This window comes from Mycobacterium sp. 29Ha, from assembly GCF_032883055.1.
In the GTDB taxonomy this organism is placed as follows: domain Bacteria; phylum Actinomycetota; class Actinomycetes; order Mycobacteriales; family Mycobacteriaceae; genus Mycobacterium; species Mycobacterium gallinarum.
In genome coordinates, this window is the sequence record NZ_JAMQTI010000004.1 from 92,873 (window position 1) to 108,924 (window position 16,052).

A 16,052-nucleotide genomic window follows, 5' to 3' on the forward strand; every position below is an offset into this window, starting at 1 on the left:
TCAGGCTTGGCGGGTCAGCCACAGATGGTCAGTGGAATCGGACGGCGAGGACGGCCCGTAGGCCGCGCCGGTCCGCAGTACGAGGTCGAACGCTTCGGCGCGGATCCGGCGATCGGTGTAGAGCAGCACGACGACGCCCGCCAGGAATGGGGCGGTGATGATCTGGGCGATGACGCCGCCCACCGACAGCAGGAGGAATGACAGCATCATCATCGCGGTCGACTCGGCCGCCATCAGAAGGAGCTGACCGCCCAGGCTGAACGGGATCGTGACCGCGCCGGCGATGAACTGCACCGCGATCGTGGCGAGCAACCGGATACCGAACACCCGCCAGAAGTCGTTCTTCACCAACCTGAACGACCGCTCGATGGCGGCGAAGATGCCGATGCGTTCCAGCACGATGAGCGGCGGCGCGAAGCTGAGAACCACCCAGATATAGACCAGCGCTGCGATCAAGAGCAGACCCAGAGGCAGGCCGACGATGATCGCGGCGGTGACGCTGGACGCTATCCCGATCCAGAAGATCAGGCCGAAGACGATGGCGACCAGAATCGCGACGCCCAACCCTTCGATGAGCGTGAACGCGATCAATGCCAACAGTCGCCCCTTGAGGCGTTGCCACGCTTCACCGATCGTGATGCCGGCCCCGAAGACGGCCCGGCCGACGACGACGGTGAGCAGCCCACTCAGCAGAATCGCGGTCAACCAGGTCGCAGCGGCGCCGGCGAAGCTGGACAGCGACGTGCCGAGCAGGGCGCCGGTGGACAGCTCGTCACTGTTGAACGACCCCGCTAGCTGGCCGGCGGCGGCGAGCGGTCCCACGGAGAGCACGAGCGCCATCAACTGGCTGGCGACGACGACGATGGTGGTGAATCCCAGCGTCGCCTTCGGATTGGCGCGAATGTAGGCGACCGCGCCGTTGAAGATGTCGGACAGGCTCAGCGGTCGCAGCGGGATGACGCCCGGTTTGAGGACGGGCTGCATCGGTGGTCCGTAGCCCGGCGGGGGACCGTACCCCGGAGGGGGGCCGTAGCCCGGCGGTGGTCCGTAGCCCGGAGGCGGTCCGTACCCCGGCGGTGGTGCGTAGCCCGGAGGCGGTCCGTACCCCGGCGGTGGTCCGTAACCCGGAGGCGGTCCGTACCCCGGCGGTGGTGCGTAGGCCGGCGGTGGTGCGTAGCCCGGTGGCGGCTGTCCGGCGATCCCCGAATTGCCGGCCTCGGTGCTCATGGCACCATCCTGTCGATCATGATGCGAATTGACAAACGTCTCTGACCGCCGTGTCAGCGCGCCGACCGAGGCCACCGCGGCCCGATGTCGACCGAGATCACGGTGCGCGGTTCGGCACTGGACCCGCAGCCGGCGGTGCGGCGTAGGTTTGCGGCATGGCAGAACTCAAAGAGCAACTGCGTGCAGACCTCACCGCGGCGATGAAGTCGCAGGACAAACTGCGGACCGCGACGCTGCGGATGCTGCTCGCGGCAATCCAGACCGAGGAAGTGGCGGGCAAGGATGCGCGCGAACTGTCCGACGCGGACGTGCTGAAGGTGCTGTCCAAGGAATCCAAGAAGCGCGCGGAGGCCGCGGAGATCTACACCCAGAACGGCCGTGGTGAGCTGGCCGCCAACGAGCATGCCGAAGCGCGCGTCATCGACGAGTACCTGCCCACTCCGCTGACCGACGCGGAAGTGGCCGATGTGGTCGACACCGCGATCGCGCAGGTCGCCGAGGAGATCGGCGAGCGGCCGGGCATGAGGCAGATGGGCCAGGTGATGAAGGCCGCCACTGCGATCGCCGCGGGTAAGGCCGACGGCTCACGGCTCTCGGCTGCCGTGAAGGCCAGGCTGTAGCCGTTTCGTCGTCATCCGCCCGGGTACCCGAAAGCCATGACGCGTTTCGGCTACACCCTGATGACCGAACAGAGCGGACCTAAAGATCTTGTCCGTTATGCCGTTTCGGCAGAACGGGTCGGGTTCGACTTCGAGGTCTCCTCGGACCACTACTTTCCGTGGCTCTCGTCACAGGGGCACGCCCCCTATGCGTGGTCGGTGCTCGGCGCCGTTGCGCATGCGACCGATCAGGTCGAGTTGTTCACCTACGTCACGTGCCCGACGATGCGCTACCACCCCGCGGTCGTCGCACAGAAAGCCGCCACGTTGCAGATCCTCGCCGACGGCCGGTTCACCCTCGGCCTGGGCAGTGGCGAGAACCTCAACGAACACGTCGTTGGCAAGAGGTGGCCGACCGTGACCCGACGCCAAGAGATGCTGCGCGAGGCCATCCAGATCATCCGCGAGTTGTTCACCGGCGAGCTCGTCGACTGGAAAGGCGAGCATTTCGAGGTGGATTCCGCGCGACTCTGGGACATTCCGGAGACGCCGGTCGCCATCGCTACAGCGGTGTCCGGTGAACGATCGGTGGAAACCTTCGCGCCGCTGTCCGACCATCTGATCGCCGTCGAACCGAACAAGGATTTCGTGGACGCCTGGCATGACGCCAGGCGCGCCACCGGGCTGCCCGGAGATGCGCGGGTCATCGGCCAGATTCCGATCTGCTGGGATCCGGACCGCGACAAGGCAATTCGCCGCGCACACGACCAGTTCCGCTGGTTCGGGGGCGGTTGGGCGGTCAACGCCGACCTGCCGACCACGGCCGGTTTCGACGGCGCCACCCAGTACGTGCGGCCGGAGGACGTCGCCGAATCCATCCCGTGCGGACCGGATCTCGACGCGATCGTCGATGCGGTGAGCAAGTACTGGGAGGCGGGTTTCACCGATATCGCCCTCGTGCAAATCGGTGACGAGGGCCAGGATCTGTTCCTCAAGGAGGCGGCCGGATCTCTGCTGGAAAAACTCAGAAGCGCATCGAACTGAAAGGCAAACATGCCAAAGGGCAAGGGAATTTACGAGGACCATACGGTCGACGAGTCGGAGAAGAAGGGCGGACGCCCGGGTCCGACCGACGAGGGCGGCCAAGGAGGTATGGCTACCCGGGAGGAAGCGCCCGATGTCGCGGATACCGGTGGTGAGCCGACCGCCTGACAGCTACTGCGGGTCACGTCCCTGGCGGCTGCGGCGATAGGCTGCGCGCCGGAATTTGGTCAACCAGCGGGGCAGTAGTTCGACGTCGCAGTCGCTGTGCAACGCGGGGTCGAACGCGATGTCGTCACAACTCGGGTCGACGTAGCGCAAGGTGAGCCGCGCCAACGGGCTGAACTCACCCTTTGCGGGAGCCTGTTCGATGTCGAACTCGACGCCGCCCGAACTGATTTGGGATTCAATCGTGTTGAGGGCAAGACCGCGGTCGCTGATGTCGGTGGCCAGCCGTGCCCGTAACCACCACACGCGGTCGCGGTAGCGCAACGGCATCAGGCTGGAGAAGGTGGCACCCGACCATGAGGTCACCGGCGCCAGACCGAAACGGCTGCCCGCTGCCGTCGATGCCAGCAGCACATCCCAGGGACCGCAGGAACGCAGATCCTGCGGCGGCGGAATCCGGAACGCCAACCCCGCGATGTCGGGCGCCGCTCCTGGCAGTCCGACACCCTTCGATACGCGACCGATGACGTCGCACGACCGCATGGGAAGTCCCTCACTGCCGGGGGCCGTCCGCTCCAAAATGCCTTCCGCGAGCACACCGACGGGATGGAACAGGCGCCGACCCCGAGCGGCGGCACCGAACTTGATGGGCAACGAGGCGAGATCGGAGATTTGCACGCTTGAGGGGTGCCCGTACTGCCGGGCCGCAAAACCGGGCGACGCGGTTTAACAGCCCGGATACCGGGCATTAATCCAGCGCACTGCTGCGATGCCGCAGCCAAGACTGTTCGAAAGGCCCTTGCGTGACAACCGCTTATTCCGAATCGTCGGACACTCTGATCGCGCCGGCGGGCGTTTACGCCCCGCAGGAAGACTCGCAATTTCTCATCGACGTGATGGAGAAGTCTGACCTCGCGCTCGGTCGCCGGGTAGCCGACCTGTGTACCGGCAGCGGTGTGGTGGGGATTGCCGCAGGCGAGCAGGGGGCGTCGCAGGTCATGGCGTTCGATGTCTGCTCGCGTGCCGTTCGGCACGCGCGGGTGAATGCGTTGAGCGCCGGCGTTGATGTCGATGTTCATCTGGGATCGTGGGCGCGCGCCGCGGAGTTCGGCCCGTTCGACGTGGTGGTCTGTAATCCGCCGTATGTGCCACATGATCCCGATGTCGCGTACGCGCCGATACCACCGGATACCGGCCCGGCGCGCGCGTGGGATGCCGGCCCCGACGGTCGCCTCGTTCTCGATCCGCTGTGCGAGGCGGTGCCGGATCTGCTTGCCCCGGGTGGCACTTTCCTTCTGGTGCAATCCGAGTTCGCCGTCCCGCGTCAGACGCTGGCGGCGCTGGCGTCGGCGGGACTTGACGCGGAAATCGTTGCCTATCAGTGGATTCCGTTCGGACCCGTGCTGATGTCGCGTGCCGCGTGGCTGGAGGACACCGGCAGGCTCGAGCCGGGCCGTCGCGAGGAAGAACTCGTGGTGATCAGGGCCGAGAAACCGTGACTGAAACCCGCACAGTGCGCATCGTTCCCTCGGGCCCGGTGATGGTCGAGGGACCGGTGCGAATCGAGTTGCCCGACGGCAGCGTCGTGGAGTCCGATCGCTTCATGGTCGCGATCTGCACGTGTCGTCGTAGCAAGGACTATCCGATGTGCGACACCAGCCATCGGTGCCGCCCGCGAGCCGGCAAGCGGTCAGTTCAGGGGACGTCTTAGCGACGAACGGCCCGCCTTCCAGCACTCCATCAGGTGGTCGGCCAGGCGGTCTTCGACAAGGTCGCGCGCTCTGATCCCGAACACCACGTCAGCCTCCAGATGCGGTTCGCGCGCAAGGAGACCGCCGACGACGTCGGTACGCACCACTTGTTCGTGAACCGCGTCGGCCACCACGTGTTCGGAGTAGAACGTCACGCATGCTTCGGGTGCGTTCATCCGCCGGAGCGCGTCGACCAGTCGCCGTGACCCGGGCGACGAGGTGATCTCGGTGGACGCGAAGTGCCCGACCGTTGCGCCGCGCAATTGGCGGTGCAACCCGAACAGCGACATCAGGTTGATCGATGCCAGGGCCTCGGCGGGCACGTTGTTGAGATATGCGAGGTAGGTGGCATCGAGGCCGGCGGCGTCCATCAATTCGGCGTACAGATGCTGGTGGACCCGCTCGTCGCGGCCGGCGCCGTACTCATCGAATTCGACTGCGACGAAGGCCGCTTTCGCTCGTCCGGTGAGGCGGGGGATCGCCCACGCGTGGGGGTCGCCCTCCTTGAGGTGATAGATCGAGCGGTGCACGAAGTACTCCTGCATCTGTTCCCAGGTGCCCTCGTCACGCAGGTAATAGGACGGGCCGTGGCCCTCGACGGGCTCTTGCGAGATCGCATTCATCTCCGCTTCGGCGGTGTCGTCGGTTGTGATGTCCCCGACATCGCGCCGAACGGCCTCCAGAAACGCCTCCTCGAGGCGGCCACGTAAGTGCAGCAGAGCGGGATTCCATTCCCAGCGTGGGTTGACCGAATGAAACCCGCGGTAGTGCAACTCGTAGCAGACGCACAGCGCGAGTTGCAGGTCGAGTCCGTATGGATCCGCCTCGTAGACCGGAACCTCGAGCGGGCGTACGGGCAGGGCCGGGCGCTGGCGCGCAAGCATGTCCAGGACTGCCGAAGACACGGGTCCGGCGGCGCGGGGGAGAGCAGGTTCGACGAGAGTCGATGGCAACGTCACAGCCGTGTGATTCCCGGCTCGCCGCGGGTCAAACCTCGGCAGCCTGGTCTTCTCGATAAGACGGCGTTACTATCTGACAGTCGGTTGCCACTTCCGTGCCCAGGTTTTTCCGATGAGGGGGTCTGATGCGGGTGCCCCGCGCAGTCGCAAACTTCAATCGCCGGGTCACCAACCCGGCGGCTCGTTCGATAACTCCGTGGCTGCCTGGTCAAGGCACGCTCGAGCACATCGGACGAAAGTCGGGTAAGCGGTACCGAACACCGCTGTTGGTTTTTCCGACCGCGGACGGGTTCGTCGTTCTCATCGGGTACGGGCCCCAAACGGACTGGGTGAAGAACGTTTTGGCCCGCGGAACGGCGGTGCTGCACAAGCGTGGCAAGGATGTTGCGCTGACCGATCCGCGTCTGATGAGCAAGGCCGAGGCGGCACCCCTCGTCATCGGGCCGGGCCGCACTTTCTATCGCCTGTTCCCCTACAACGAGGCGGCGCTGGTCCTGACCAGGAGCAGGTAGCAATGGGAGCCAGCGCCAGTCCGATCACCTTCGGCACCTAGCGACGGAAACGCCCTGACCGGCTGAGCCGAACCAGGGCGTCTTACCTGAAATCCATGAGTCGGGGTGGCGGGATGTGAACCCACGACCTCTTCGTCCCGGACGTCTGGACTCTGATTGCGACTTCTAGTGGCGCTTGAGTGCTCTGCTATTGGAGGCCAAGACTTCGTCGGAGAGTTCGGGATCGGCCTCGGCGACCGCACGGGCGATCAGCTGTGCGCCGACCATTTGACTGAACAGGGCGATGGCCTGTTCGCGCGCTCTACGCACATCGAGCTTGGTGTTGGTCTGTCTGGCGCTGGCTTGCAGTAAGTCGGTGAAGGCCGAGATATACCCCTCCAGGCCGCGCTGGTACTCCTGTTGGGCCGTGATGCCGTGCCGGCCGGAGTCAGCGGCCAGGGCGGCAGAGGCGCACCCACGTTCGGGATGGTCGCGGTGCTCGGTGCTCAGGTAGGTATCGACGAGAGCATGCAGGGCGGCGCGGCTGGACCGGGGATGGTCGTCGATCACGGCGGCGACATGGGCCAGGGAATCGGTGAATCCCTGGTGGAGTACTTCCCGCGCGAGGTCTTCCTTTGAGGTGAAGTGGTTGTAGAACCCACCATGGGTCATCCCGGCTGTCTTCATCACCTCGTCGATGCCAACACCGTCAATCCCGCGAGCCCGAAAACCTTGACCGGCGGCCGACACGATGCGTCCGCGGTTCAACTCTTTCTGCTGCCGTGACACTCGAGGCAACGGATGCTCCTCCCACTGCGGGCAATCAAACTCTTCGCTACCAAGCGATACCCACATCGATGGTGCCCATCATCAATGTACCTCTCCGCCCGTCGCCGCGGCCCTCTCTGACGATGCAGTGGTTTCGCTGGCCATGTCCTTCGCGGGCTTGACACTAATGATGACGCATGACAGCGTAACGATTATTAATGATGATCGTCAGCAATAGTGAGGGAGGTTGAGCATGCGGTTTGGAACCATCGGCGCCGGCGTCGTCGCGCAGGCCATCGCACGTCATTTGGTCAGCGCTGGGCACCCGGTGATGCTGAGCAACAGCCGCGGTCCGTCGACATTGGCCGAGATCGTCGACGACTTGGGCCCGCTGGCGTCGGCGGGAACCGTCGCCGAAGCCGCCGAGGCCGACATGGTGTTCCTGACCGTCATGTGGTGGGACATTCCAGCTGCGCTGGCCGACCTGTCGCCGTGGGATGGACGCATCCTGGTCGACGCCACCAACCAATTCGCCCAAGCAGACCCGATTGAAGTGGCCGACCTCGGGGGCCAAACCGGTAGCGAGTGGGTAGCTGACCGTGCCCCCAAGGCGCGAGTGATCAAAGCCTTCAATACGTTGCACGCCAGCTACATCGCCGCCAACCCGCGTCACCCGGCCGGTCGCCAAGTGCTTTTCTACGCCGGCGACGACGCCTCAGCCAAGGTCACTTTTCTCCAGTTGGCCGACAGCCTCGGTTTCGCCCCGATCGATGTCGGGGCCCTGCGAGACGGCGGCCGGCTGATGCAGGTCGGTGGCGGTCCCCTGTCAGCGCTGCATGCGCTCAAACAGGACTAGGAGCTTTACCGACCAGGGAAGGAAACACCCGTGGCGCGAGGGATGCAGCTGCGACTGCATCCCGCTCCCCATCGGACATCACCACACACGTCAGGCCCCTCCGCTGGTGTGGCGGGGCCACCATCCACCAGAGGCGACACAACACCGAACAGAACGGAAAATCATGAAAGCTCTTGCCTACCAACACGCACACTCCCTCGACGCCTTCGCGATCGACCTCATCGAGGTCGACGAGCCCGAGCTGCGCGAAGGTGACGTGTTGATCGAGATCCGCGCGATCGGCGTGAATCCCGGCGAAGCATTCATCCGCTCGATACGCAGCGCCGAGCCGGGCGGGCGGGTCATCCTGGGTTGGGAATTCGCCGGGATCGTCATCGAGACCGGCGCCGCAGCAGGCGGGTTGCGCGTGGGTGATCGGGTGATGGGCACCGGTGACGCCACTCGCGACGGTTGCTGGGCGCAACGGCTGGCCGTCGACCACCGGATCGTCGCTAAGATCCCCGACGAACTGTCATTCAGCGACGCCGCGTCACTACCGATCGGTGCGCTGACGGCCTGGGAAGCCCTCTTCCGCGATCAGTCGGCCCTGCCGCTCGGCGTGGAACGGGTCTTGATCATTGGCGGTGCCGGCGGAGTCGGATCGCTGGCGACGCAGCTGCTCAAGGCCAAGACCCCGGTGTTGGCCATCAGTACCGCCTCTCGGCCGGAGTCTCAAGATTGGTGCCGGACGATGGGCGCGGATCTGGTGATCGACCACACCGCGGATATCGCGGACCAACTCCGGCAAGCCTCTATCGAGCATGTCGACATGGTGCTCTCCACCGCCGCCACCGCGAACAACCTCGATCAGATCGCGGCAGTGCTGCGCCCGTTCGGGCACGTATCGACCATCGACATCGGAACCCCGCTCGACCTCACCCCCCTGGTGCAGAAGTCCGCTTCACTGCACACCGAAATGGTGTTCAGCCAAGTCGCCAGCGGAGCCGACCCCAGCAGCCAGGGCCACATCCTCACAGCAGTGGCCGATTACGTCCGCACCGGCCAGGTACGCCCGATCGTCACAACCTCGCTCACCGGGCTGACCGCAGACAACATGAAAACCGCCCACACGCTACTCGAAAGCCACCGCTCCATCGGCAAGATCGTCATCGAAACCTAAAGCCCGACAAACCGAATAGCGATCCGAGACGGACGTGAACCCGATGTACAGAACCCCGAATCCGCCAGGCAAAACCGAATTCGCCGGCAAGCGCACGATCGTCACGGGAGGGTACCGCGGCATCGGCGCTCAACGAACTCGGCAGCGGTCGACATCGTGGTCAACAACGCCGGCGCGGCACGTACCCACCTCGAAGGCATCACATCGATCCCCGACGACGAATGGCTCAGCAAAGCGCTCGCTGCAGAGGTGCCAGCGCGGCCCCACGAAGGAGCATCGCCAAGTGCCGTCGTACTTTGTCGGCGCCGAACGACTCGCCTTCGTCGGTCACCCCGAGCGGATACTTCTGCTGTGCCATGCCGACGAGGCGAGCAGCAACTGACTTCTGGTTCCATGCCCTTTCCCGGCCTTCTGGCAGAGCCGTTGGCCGCGCTCATGATTGGCAAGCTCCGCGAGGCGCTGGTGTTCACGTCGCCGGAAGGGGCAGTAATGCGCGTATCGACCTGGCGACCGCGCGTCTTTCCAACCCAGCTGTCAAGCGACTTGTGAAGAAGATTTCGGACTTCCCGACAGTCACTCCCCGCGACCTAGTCATTCCGCCGCCTCCCTCGCCATCAGCGCCGGGGCAACGTGAAAGCCGTCCAAACGATGCTCGGGCACGGACCAACTGCGGACTGAAACGGAACCGGCGCCCGACCGGATTGAGCAGTCAGAGCCCTCTGCCTGAATTCACACGAGTCGAGGTGGCGGGAGCCGCCGTCGTGACCGCCGCTGTGGCGCCAGGCACTCCGGACTCCGAGCATCACGCCCCCCGCCCAAGAGAAAACCCGCTCGGCTATGCCGGCGGGTTTCTCCTTGGTCGGGGTGGCGGGATTTGAACCCACGACCTCTTCGTCCCGAACCACGCCACCTGGGGTTTTGATGACGTTGGGTACGTTGGCCCGCGTAAGTTTTCCCAGCTCAGCTGCATTGGGTGGGTTGGCGCGCGCAGGAGTCGCGAAAATCTACTGCGGACTGCCTGCGGACTGAGACACCTTGGTGGTCAAGGCCGCCTTTGATTTACCGAGAGCGGGAACCTTGAAATCAGGATGTCAGTTTGGACGCTTACTCGACGGGCTTGCAACACCAGATCACGACGGATCCGCAACCAAAGATCACGTCTGCGAATGGACCTCGCGTTCCTCGCATTCCTCGCTTCCACTAGTAGTGCGTTGCTCCTTATTTCTGCGTGGCGGTGTCAGCTACTGGGGTCCGCGTTGCTTTGGAAGGCCACCAGCTGGCTTCGCGTAGAAGTGTGGCGATGGCGGGCACGGTGAGGGTGCGCACGAGGAAGGTATCGAGCAGCAATCCGAAGCCGATGATGAGGCCGGCTTGGATCATGATTGCGACTGAGCCGACCATGAGGCCGAACATGCTGGCGGCGAATATCAGACCAGCTGAGGTGATGACGGCTCCGGTGTTTGCCACGGTGCGCAGGACGCCGACGCGGATGTTGGTCCCGGATTCTTCGCGGAGCCGTGAGACGAGCAGCATGTTGTAGTCGGCGCCGACGGCGACGAGGATGATGAATGCCAGTAATGGTACGGGCCAAGCGATTTCGTAGCCCAGTCCCCATTGGAATACCACAACGCCGATGCCGAGCGAGGCGAGGTAGTTGAGCACGACGGTGCCTAAGAGGTAGAGCGGTGCCAGGAGTGCGCGCAGCAGTAGGACCAGGATGACGCCGACGATGATTATGGTGGCGACGGCCAGTTGTGCGAAGTCGGCCCATAGGAATCGTTGGATATCGGAGTTGACGGCGGGGAAGCCGGCGACGGATACGGTGGCGTCGGCGAGCGACGTGTTGGGTCGTGCGGTGTTGGCGGTGTCGGTGATGCGGCTGGCGAGCTCCATGGCTTCGACGCTGTAAGGGTCGTGGCTGCTTTCGATCATGAACCGCGCGGTCTTGCCGTCCGGTGAGAGGAATTGCTTGGCAACATCGGTGAATTGCCGGTTCTCGAATGCATTAGCGGGCAAGTAGAAACCGCTCGAGGAGTCGGAGTCCGCCGCTGCGCGTGAGGAATTCTGTAGTTGGGTGGCGATCTGGCTCATACCGGACAGCATTTCGATGTTGCTGTCGGCGAGGGTGCGGACACCGGTCGCGAGTGCTTGAGCGCCGGAGGCGAGCTGTCCGATTCCCTCCTGCAATCGGCGGAGATTGGTGGCTAGGTCGGCGGGGTCACCGAGGGCTCCGAATGCCTTGTCCAGCGAGGCGACTGCGTTCTGGACGTTGGAGAGGGTGCCACCAACGGTGGCATTGGTCGCGGGATCGTAGCGGTCCCCGAGGTCGGCGATCTGGTCGAAGAATCCGCTGTCGCGCAGGCTGACCAAAATCTTCACCTGGTCACGAATTTGGGCGCACTGCGGGGTGGCGGCACACCACGGTGAGGTGTTGAGCGCGCCCACGAGTGGATCGAGCTGGGTGATCGCGTTCTGCGCCTGGTTGGCCAGCGGTCGCAGTCCTGGGCCGGATTGGATGGCTTGGTCGACGGCGGGGGCGGTGGCGGAAAGTTGTTGCAGCAGTGGGCGGAACTGGTTGACCTGAGTTCCCGCGGATTGAGCTTGGGTGAGGATTCCGGCCAGTGGCGCGAGGGCGGTGCGCACCGTGCCATCGAGTTGGGCGAGGCCGTCGGCGAGCTGGTCGGCGCCGCCGGTGAGTTTGGCGAGGTCGTCCTTGCGTGAGTTGCCCTCGGCGACCGCGCCGGCCATTTTCTCGCCGATCTGGCCGTTCTGCCAGGCCAGTTCTGCTTGGTCGAGGCGCTCCCCGGTGGGGCGGGTGACTCCGGACACCCTGGTGACGCCGGGGATCTGGGAGACGCGAGAGGCCATCTCGTCGAGATCGGCCAGCCCCCTCCCGGTCCGCATGTCGGTCGGGTTCTCTACGACGAGGAACTCGCTGATGACGACGTCCTTGCGGAAGTGGCGGTCCAGAAGTTGGTAGCCCTGGTTGCTGGCCGTGGTGTCTGGTTGTCCCTTGCGGTCGTCGTAGCTGATTTTGATGGTCGCAGCGGCTGCCGACAGGGCGAGCAGGATGGCCAGGCTGACGATCAGCAGTGGCACCGGACGGCGGACCACGGCGACGGCGACGCTGTTCCAGTAGCGGCGGGTGCGATCGGATTTGGGTTCACCGATGCCGCGTTTGGCGGCTAGCGACAGCACGGGTGGCAGCAGGGTGACGGTCGCCAGAAATCCGAACAGCACGGCGATGGCACACGCGGGGCCCAGGGCGGCGAAGACGCTGAGCCGCGCGAAGACCATGGCCAAGAACGCGAGTGCCACGGTGGCGGCGGACGCCAGGATGACGCGCCCGATGCTGGCGGTGGCGTGGATGATCGCCTGATCGGCGGGTACTTGGGCGCGGCGCTGCTCGTGGTACCGGCTGATCAGAAAAACTGTGTAATCAGTTCCGGCGCCGAGCAGGATCGCCGTCATGAATGCGACGGTGAACTGGGAGACCGGCATGCCCATCTCGCCGAGGGCGGATAGCACGCCGCGCCCAACCGCCAGGCTCAACCCGATTACCAGCAGTGGCAACAGCGCGGTGAACACTGACCGGTAGACGATCAGCAAGATCAGGGCGATCACGCCGGCGGTAGCGATCGAGATCAACAGCAGGTCGTGCTCGGCGGAGGCGATCATGTCGCTGAAGGTCGCCGGTGGTCCCGTCACTTGGACGGTCGTGGTCGATCCGGTGAACACCTCCGCGGCGATGTCGCGCACCGCGTTCAAGGATTCGGCTGCCGTGGGGTCTCCGAGGGTGCCGGTGACACCGACGGGCAGATACCAGGCTTTGCGGTCGGCGCTGACTGCCTGAGCTTCGGTAATCGGATCGGCCAGCAGGTCCTGCACCAGCAGGACGTGGTCGCCCTCGGCCTGCAACCGGCGCACGAGTTCGCCGTAGCGCTGCCGTGCAGTTGGAGTCAAGCCAGTGGGGTCTTCCATGGCGACGAACACCATGGTTTTCGAGCCTTCTTCGCCGAACGCGGCGCTCATGCGGTCAACCGTCTGCAAGGACGGGGCGTCGCGAGGAATGAGGTCCACCGACTGTTGGCGCACCACGGTTTCCAGCTGTGGGAACAGCAGCGCGAGAACCACCGCGGCGCCTAGCCATACCCCGATGACGAGCGCTTTGTGTCGGAGGGTGAACCGGGCCAGGGTCGCCAACCGTTCGCTGTACTCGCGAGTGTCGGCCGGGTCGGTGGATCCGTTGGCGCGCCGACCAGGCCGCTTGGCCTGGCTTGGGGCATCTGCACTGCCGTCGGTCACTTGGCCTCCACTGGTAGCGATACTGCCGGTATCGGTACGCTACCGCACGTAGTGCAAGTGGTGACGGCGACCGGTGGGGGCCTCGCTCAAGAGCGTCATGAGTCGACTCCCTACGGGATTGCGGCGGGCCAGTCGGCCGCGAATACCTGCACGGCGTGCAGGGCGCCTCCTACCGCCACCGTCGCCAGTGCCGCACGATCACTGCTGGGGGCGGGAATGACGACAGCCGCTGCCACGTCTCTGAGAACTCGAAGTTTGAGCGTTCTGATCGTCAATCGCTGCCCTCCGCGGAGTCCTATGGTGGCACGCGCCCCCATTGGGGGCGGATGCTACCAAAGTGTTGCGACCTACTGTGGCTTGCCAAGATGGACATGTGCGGACGCGGTCGAAGAGATGGGGCGGGCGTACCGGTGCTGAACGCCGGGCGGAGCGCCGTCAGCGCCTCATTGATGCCGCGACGGAAATCTGGAGTGAAAGCGGTTGGGCAGCAGTCACGATGAGAGGAGTGTGCGCCAAAACCGGCCTGAACGACCGTTACTTCTACGAAGACTTCAAGACCCGCGACGAGTTACTTGTCGCTGCATGGGACGGCGTGCGCAACGAGATGCTCGGTGAGGTTTCTGCGACGCTCGCAGAACGCATCGGGCAGCCGCCGATGGAGACCATCCGCGTGACCATCGCCGCGGTGGTCGACCGGATTGCAGAGGATCCGGGCAGGGCGAAGATTCTACTGGCTCAACACGTGGGCAGTTCCCCGCTTCAGGATCGGCGCGCTGTCGCACTGCAGGAGGCGACACACCTGGTGATCGCAGCCAGTGAGCCACACCTGAGGCCGGAAGCCGATGAAACCGCCCTTCGGATGGACACACTGGTGGCCGTTGGTGGCTTCGTCGAATTGATCACCGCATGGCATGCAGGTTTGCTTGACGTCATCCAGGGGGAGATCGTGGAGCACACGAGTCGGCTTGCCGAGACGCTCGCCGAACGTTATTTGGTCGACGACGCTGGCCTCTAATGTTGTACAGCGGCGTTCATGTGTTCAGTCCGGAATGAAGCAAGCGGAGGCACCTCGACATTCGCGAAGCGCGGCCGGGAGGCGCCAGAAGCTAACTCTGAGGTTTGGCTTTGGTCGTGGCCGACTCGACTGCGTTCTGCAGCAGCACATAGCTGCCGAGGCTGCCCAGGAAACCTGCGCAGTGCTGAACGAGTTCATCGGTGGTGAACTCGAGTTCTCCGTCGAGCCAGCGGCGCAAGACTTCGAATAACCCACCCACACCCAATGTCGAGGCCAAATGGGCAACGCCCACTGCGGAGTCGGCGATGTCAAGGTGAAGTCTGGCCTCACGCAATACGAGGTCGGTGAAACCGGTCATCATGTCGCTGCGTAACTCCCGAAGCAGCGGCTCCGTTGCAGATTCCACGAACAAGATCCGACCCAGTCGAGGATCATTGTTGATCATGCTGACCAGCCCGCGGATCGGCGCGTACGCGAGCACCTCGGGTGGGGCGCCGGCATCGGGGATCGCGTCAACTATCACCTCCTGGAAGGTTGCGTAGAGCTGCTGGTAGACAGCTCGCAAGAGGGCGTCTCTGTCAGGGAAATGCTGATAGAAGTAGCGTGACGTCACGCCGGACTCAGCGCATACGGCAGTCACCGTGGCGGCGGCAACGCCGTGCGTGCCGATCAACTCCATCGCGGCCTCGATGAGACGCGTGCGCCTGTTCCGGTGACGCTCCTCGGCGGACATCCCGCTGTACACCCGCACCGATCGCACAACGCATAGCTTGCCATCTAATTCTGACTAGGCGTAAAGTCAGATCATCAGTGCCCATGACAACAGGAGAACAACATGAGCGACGATTCGTCCACACGGCCCACCACGCGGGTCGTCCCGAAGCCCCGCCGTGTCCGATTCGACATGCCTGCTGAGACCAGTCGGCAGCACTTCGTCGATGGCGACTTGGTGATGAGCCACTTTGTGTCCACCTTGTCGGCCACGTTCCCCGAAGGCGAAGACTTCTTCATCCGGTCAGTCCGCGAGTACCGGGACCACATCAGCGACGCTGACCTGAAGGAGGCGGTCAAGGGATTCATCGCTCAAGAGGCCACCCACCGGCACCAGCATCGGCTGCTCAACGATCGCCTTCAAGCGATGGGCTATCCCACCGAGGGGATCGATCGGCATATCAAGAAGTTGGTTGGCCGACTCGAGAAGCGTTTTTCTCCCAAGATGCGCCTGGCTGTGACGGCAGCCCTCGAGCACTACACGGCGACATTCGCCGAGATCATTCTCACCAGCGACGAAGCTCAAGAACTGATCGGCTACACCGAGGTGCGGCCGATTCTGCTTTGGCACGCACTGGAGGAATGCGAGCACAAGGCCGTCGCTTTCGATGTCTACGAGACGGTCGGTGGAAGCGAACGCACCAGGGTCTGGGGAATGCGGATCGCCAGTCTCCTATTGTTCACCGAGTTGGTCATCCAGACCACCCGCTCTCTGGCCGGCGATCGTGCCGCCTACAACCCGGTGCGGTTGCTGCGCAGCCTTCGAGCCTTCCGTCATAACCCGCTGTTCAGCCGAGCAGCGATTGAGCGCTTCCGTTCCTACACCCACGCCGGGTTCCATCCCGACGACTGGGATAGCGCAGAAATCCTCGAACGTTGGACCAAGGAACTCTTCGACGCCGATGGCGGCCAACAGCTACGGAGTAACGTGTAGGTCGACAA

At 64.3% G+C, this 16,052-nt stretch carries 17 protein-coding genes; 10 read left to right on the forward strand and 7 right to left on the reverse strand.

From position 1 onward, the window contains the following. Positions 1 to 1,227 carry a hypothetical protein gene (locus M1248_RS06710; RefSeq protein ID WP_317147918.1) on the reverse strand — a complete coding sequence of 409 codons (1,227 nt, stop codon included), beginning with the start codon at positions 1,225 to 1,227 and terminating at the stop codon, positions 1 to 3. Positions 1,228 to 1,382: 155 nt separating this feature from the next. On the opposite strand from M1248_RS06710, the gene M1248_RS06715 reads away from it, so the two are divergent. From M1248_RS06715 to M1248_RS06725, 3 genes are read left to right on the forward strand one after another with little or no spacing between them, the layout of a single operon-like run. Beyond that, positions 1,383 to 1,847 carry a GatB/YqeY domain-containing protein gene (locus M1248_RS06715; RefSeq protein WP_163731822.1) on the forward strand — a complete coding sequence of 155 codons (465 nt, stop codon included), beginning with the start codon at positions 1,383 to 1,385 and terminating at the stop codon, positions 1,845 to 1,847. Positions 1,848 to 1,883: 36 nt separating this feature from the next. Next, positions 1,884 to 2,870, forward strand: coding sequence for an LLM class F420-dependent oxidoreductase (locus M1248_RS06720; protein ID WP_163731819.1), 987 nt, complete (start codon positions 1,884 to 1,886; stop codon positions 2,868 to 2,870). 9 nt (positions 2,871 to 2,879) lie between these two features. Then, positions 2,880 to 3,038 carry a hypothetical protein gene (locus M1248_RS06725; protein WP_174262116.1) on the forward strand — a complete coding sequence of 53 codons (159 nt, stop codon included), beginning with the start codon at positions 2,880 to 2,882 and terminating at the stop codon, positions 3,036 to 3,038. A 3-nt stretch (positions 3,039 to 3,041) separates the two neighbouring features. Here M1248_RS06725 and M1248_RS06730 read toward each other — a convergent pair whose 3' ends face one another. Next, complete coding sequence (locus M1248_RS06730) at positions 3,042 to 3,713, reverse strand: phosphodiesterase (RefSeq protein ID WP_163731815.1); 672 nt, start codon at positions 3,711 to 3,713, stop codon at positions 3,042 to 3,044. 125 nt (positions 3,714 to 3,838) lie between these two features. On the opposite strand from M1248_RS06730, the gene M1248_RS06735 reads away from it, so the two are divergent. Further along, on the forward strand, positions 3,839 to 4,534 hold the full coding sequence (locus M1248_RS06735; protein ID WP_163731808.1) for a HemK2/MTQ2 family protein methyltransferase: 696 nt from the start codon (positions 3,839 to 3,841) through the stop codon (positions 4,532 to 4,534). Continuing rightward, a complete protein-coding gene (locus tag M1248_RS06740; RefSeq protein ID WP_232076199.1) occupies positions 4,531 to 4,746 on the forward strand; it encodes a CDGSH iron-sulfur domain-containing protein in 216 nt (71 codons plus the stop codon). The genes M1248_RS06735 and M1248_RS06740 overlap by 4 nt, the downstream gene beginning before the upstream one ends. Here M1248_RS06740 and M1248_RS06745 read toward each other — a convergent pair. Further along, positions 4,726 to 5,745 (reverse strand): iron-containing redox enzyme family protein, encoded by a 1,020-nt coding sequence (locus M1248_RS06745; RefSeq protein ID WP_174262115.1) that lies wholly within the window; start codon positions 5,743 to 5,745, stop codon positions 4,726 to 4,728. The two genes, M1248_RS06740 and M1248_RS06745, sit on opposite strands and share 21 nt — an antisense overlap. A gap of 125 nt (positions 5,746 to 5,870) precedes the next feature. Here M1248_RS06745 and M1248_RS06750 point away from each other — a divergent pair, with 125 nt between their 5' ends. Then, complete coding sequence (locus M1248_RS06750) at positions 5,871 to 6,257, forward strand: nitroreductase family deazaflavin-dependent oxidoreductase (protein WP_163731805.1); 387 nt, start codon at positions 5,871 to 5,873, stop codon at positions 6,255 to 6,257. Positions 6,258 to 6,422: 165 nt separating this feature from the next. On the opposite strand, the gene M1248_RS06755 is transcribed toward M1248_RS06750, so the two are convergent. Further along, the gene (locus M1248_RS06755) at positions 6,423 to 7,025 is read right to left on the reverse strand and encodes a TetR/AcrR family transcriptional regulator (protein ID WP_317147967.1); all 603 of its coding nucleotides are present in this window, start codon (positions 7,023 to 7,025) and stop codon (positions 6,423 to 6,425) included. Between the two features lie 232 nt (positions 7,026 to 7,257). Here M1248_RS06755 and M1248_RS06760 point away from each other — a divergent pair, with 232 nt between their 5' ends. Both M1248_RS06760 and M1248_RS06765 read left to right on the forward strand, forming a co-directional pair. After that, positions 7,258 to 7,860 carry an NADPH-dependent F420 reductase gene (locus M1248_RS06760; protein WP_163731801.1) on the forward strand — a complete coding sequence of 201 codons (603 nt, stop codon included), beginning with the start codon at positions 7,258 to 7,260 and terminating at the stop codon, positions 7,858 to 7,860. 163 nt (positions 7,861 to 8,023) lie between these two features. Next, complete coding sequence (locus M1248_RS06765) at positions 8,024 to 9,019, forward strand: zinc-binding alcohol dehydrogenase family protein (RefSeq protein ID WP_317147919.1); 996 nt, start codon at positions 8,024 to 8,026, stop codon at positions 9,017 to 9,019. Positions 9,020 to 10,237: 1,218 nt separating this feature from the next. Here M1248_RS06765 and M1248_RS06770 read toward each other — a convergent pair. Together M1248_RS06770 and M1248_RS06775 are read right to left on the reverse strand one after the other, a co-directional pair. Continuing rightward, the gene (locus M1248_RS06770) at positions 10,238 to 13,324 is read right to left on the reverse strand and encodes an RND family transporter (protein ID WP_067992162.1); all 3,087 of its coding nucleotides are present in this window, start codon (positions 13,322 to 13,324) and stop codon (positions 10,238 to 10,240) included. 110 nt (positions 13,325 to 13,434) lie between these two features. Beyond that, positions 13,435 to 13,599: a hypothetical protein gene (locus M1248_RS06775; RefSeq protein ID WP_157901281.1), complete on the reverse strand. Its 165-nt coding sequence runs from the start codon at positions 13,597 to 13,599 to the stop codon at positions 13,435 to 13,437. Between the two features lie 98 nt (positions 13,600 to 13,697). Here M1248_RS06775 and M1248_RS06780 point away from each other — a divergent pair, with 98 nt between their 5' ends. Continuing rightward, on the forward strand, positions 13,698 to 14,339 hold the full coding sequence (locus M1248_RS06780) for a TetR/AcrR family transcriptional regulator (RefSeq protein ID WP_085981140.1): 642 nt from the start codon (positions 13,698 to 13,700) through the stop codon (positions 14,337 to 14,339). Positions 14,340 to 14,430: 91 nt separating this feature from the next. Here M1248_RS06780 and M1248_RS06785 read toward each other — a convergent pair whose 3' ends face one another. Continuing rightward, the gene (locus M1248_RS06785; RefSeq protein ID WP_011895470.1) at positions 14,431 to 15,072 is read right to left on the reverse strand and encodes a TetR/AcrR family transcriptional regulator; all 642 of its coding nucleotides are present in this window, start codon (positions 15,070 to 15,072) and stop codon (positions 14,431 to 14,433) included. A 102-nt stretch (positions 15,073 to 15,174) separates the two neighbouring features. Between M1248_RS06785 and M1248_RS06790 the strand changes: the two genes are divergently transcribed. Continuing rightward, on the forward strand, positions 15,175 to 16,044 hold the full coding sequence (locus tag M1248_RS06790) for a metal-dependent hydrolase (protein WP_011895469.1): 870 nt from the start codon (positions 15,175 to 15,177) through the stop codon (positions 16,042 to 16,044). Positions 16,045 to 16,052: the final 8 nt, after the last annotated feature.

Excerpts from the sequence above, each read along its gene's own strand:
- M1248_RS06710 (WP_317147918.1), bottom strand. The coding sequence starts at position 1,227 with ATGAGCACCGAGGCCGGCAATTCGGGGATCGCCGGACAGCCGCCACCG.
- M1248_RS06715 (WP_163731822.1), top strand. The coding sequence starts at position 1,383 with ATGGCAGAACTCAAAGAGCAACTGCGTGCAGACCTCACCGCGGCGATG.
- M1248_RS06720 (WP_163731819.1), top strand. The coding sequence starts at position 1,884 with ATGACGCGTTTCGGCTACACCCTGATGACCGAACAGAGCGGACCTAAA.
- M1248_RS06725 (WP_174262116.1), top strand. The coding sequence starts at position 2,880 with ATGCCAAAGGGCAAGGGAATTTACGAGGACCATACGGTCGACGAGTCG.
- M1248_RS06750 (WP_163731805.1), top strand. The coding sequence starts at position 5,871 with ATGCGGGTGCCCCGCGCAGTCGCAAACTTCAATCGCCGGGTCACCAAC.
- M1248_RS06760 (WP_163731801.1), top strand. The coding sequence starts at position 7,258 with ATGCGGTTTGGAACCATCGGCGCCGGCGTCGTCGCGCAGGCCATCGCA.
- M1248_RS06765 (WP_317147919.1), top strand. The coding sequence starts at position 8,024 with ATGAAAGCTCTTGCCTACCAACACGCACACTCCCTCGACGCCTTCGCG.
- M1248_RS06785 (WP_011895470.1), bottom strand. The coding sequence starts at position 15,072 with ATGTCCGCCGAGGAGCGTCACCGGAACAGGCGCACGCGTCTCATCGAG.
- M1248_RS06790 (WP_011895469.1), top strand. The coding sequence starts at position 15,175 with ATGAGCGACGATTCGTCCACACGGCCCACCACGCGGGTCGTCCCGAAG.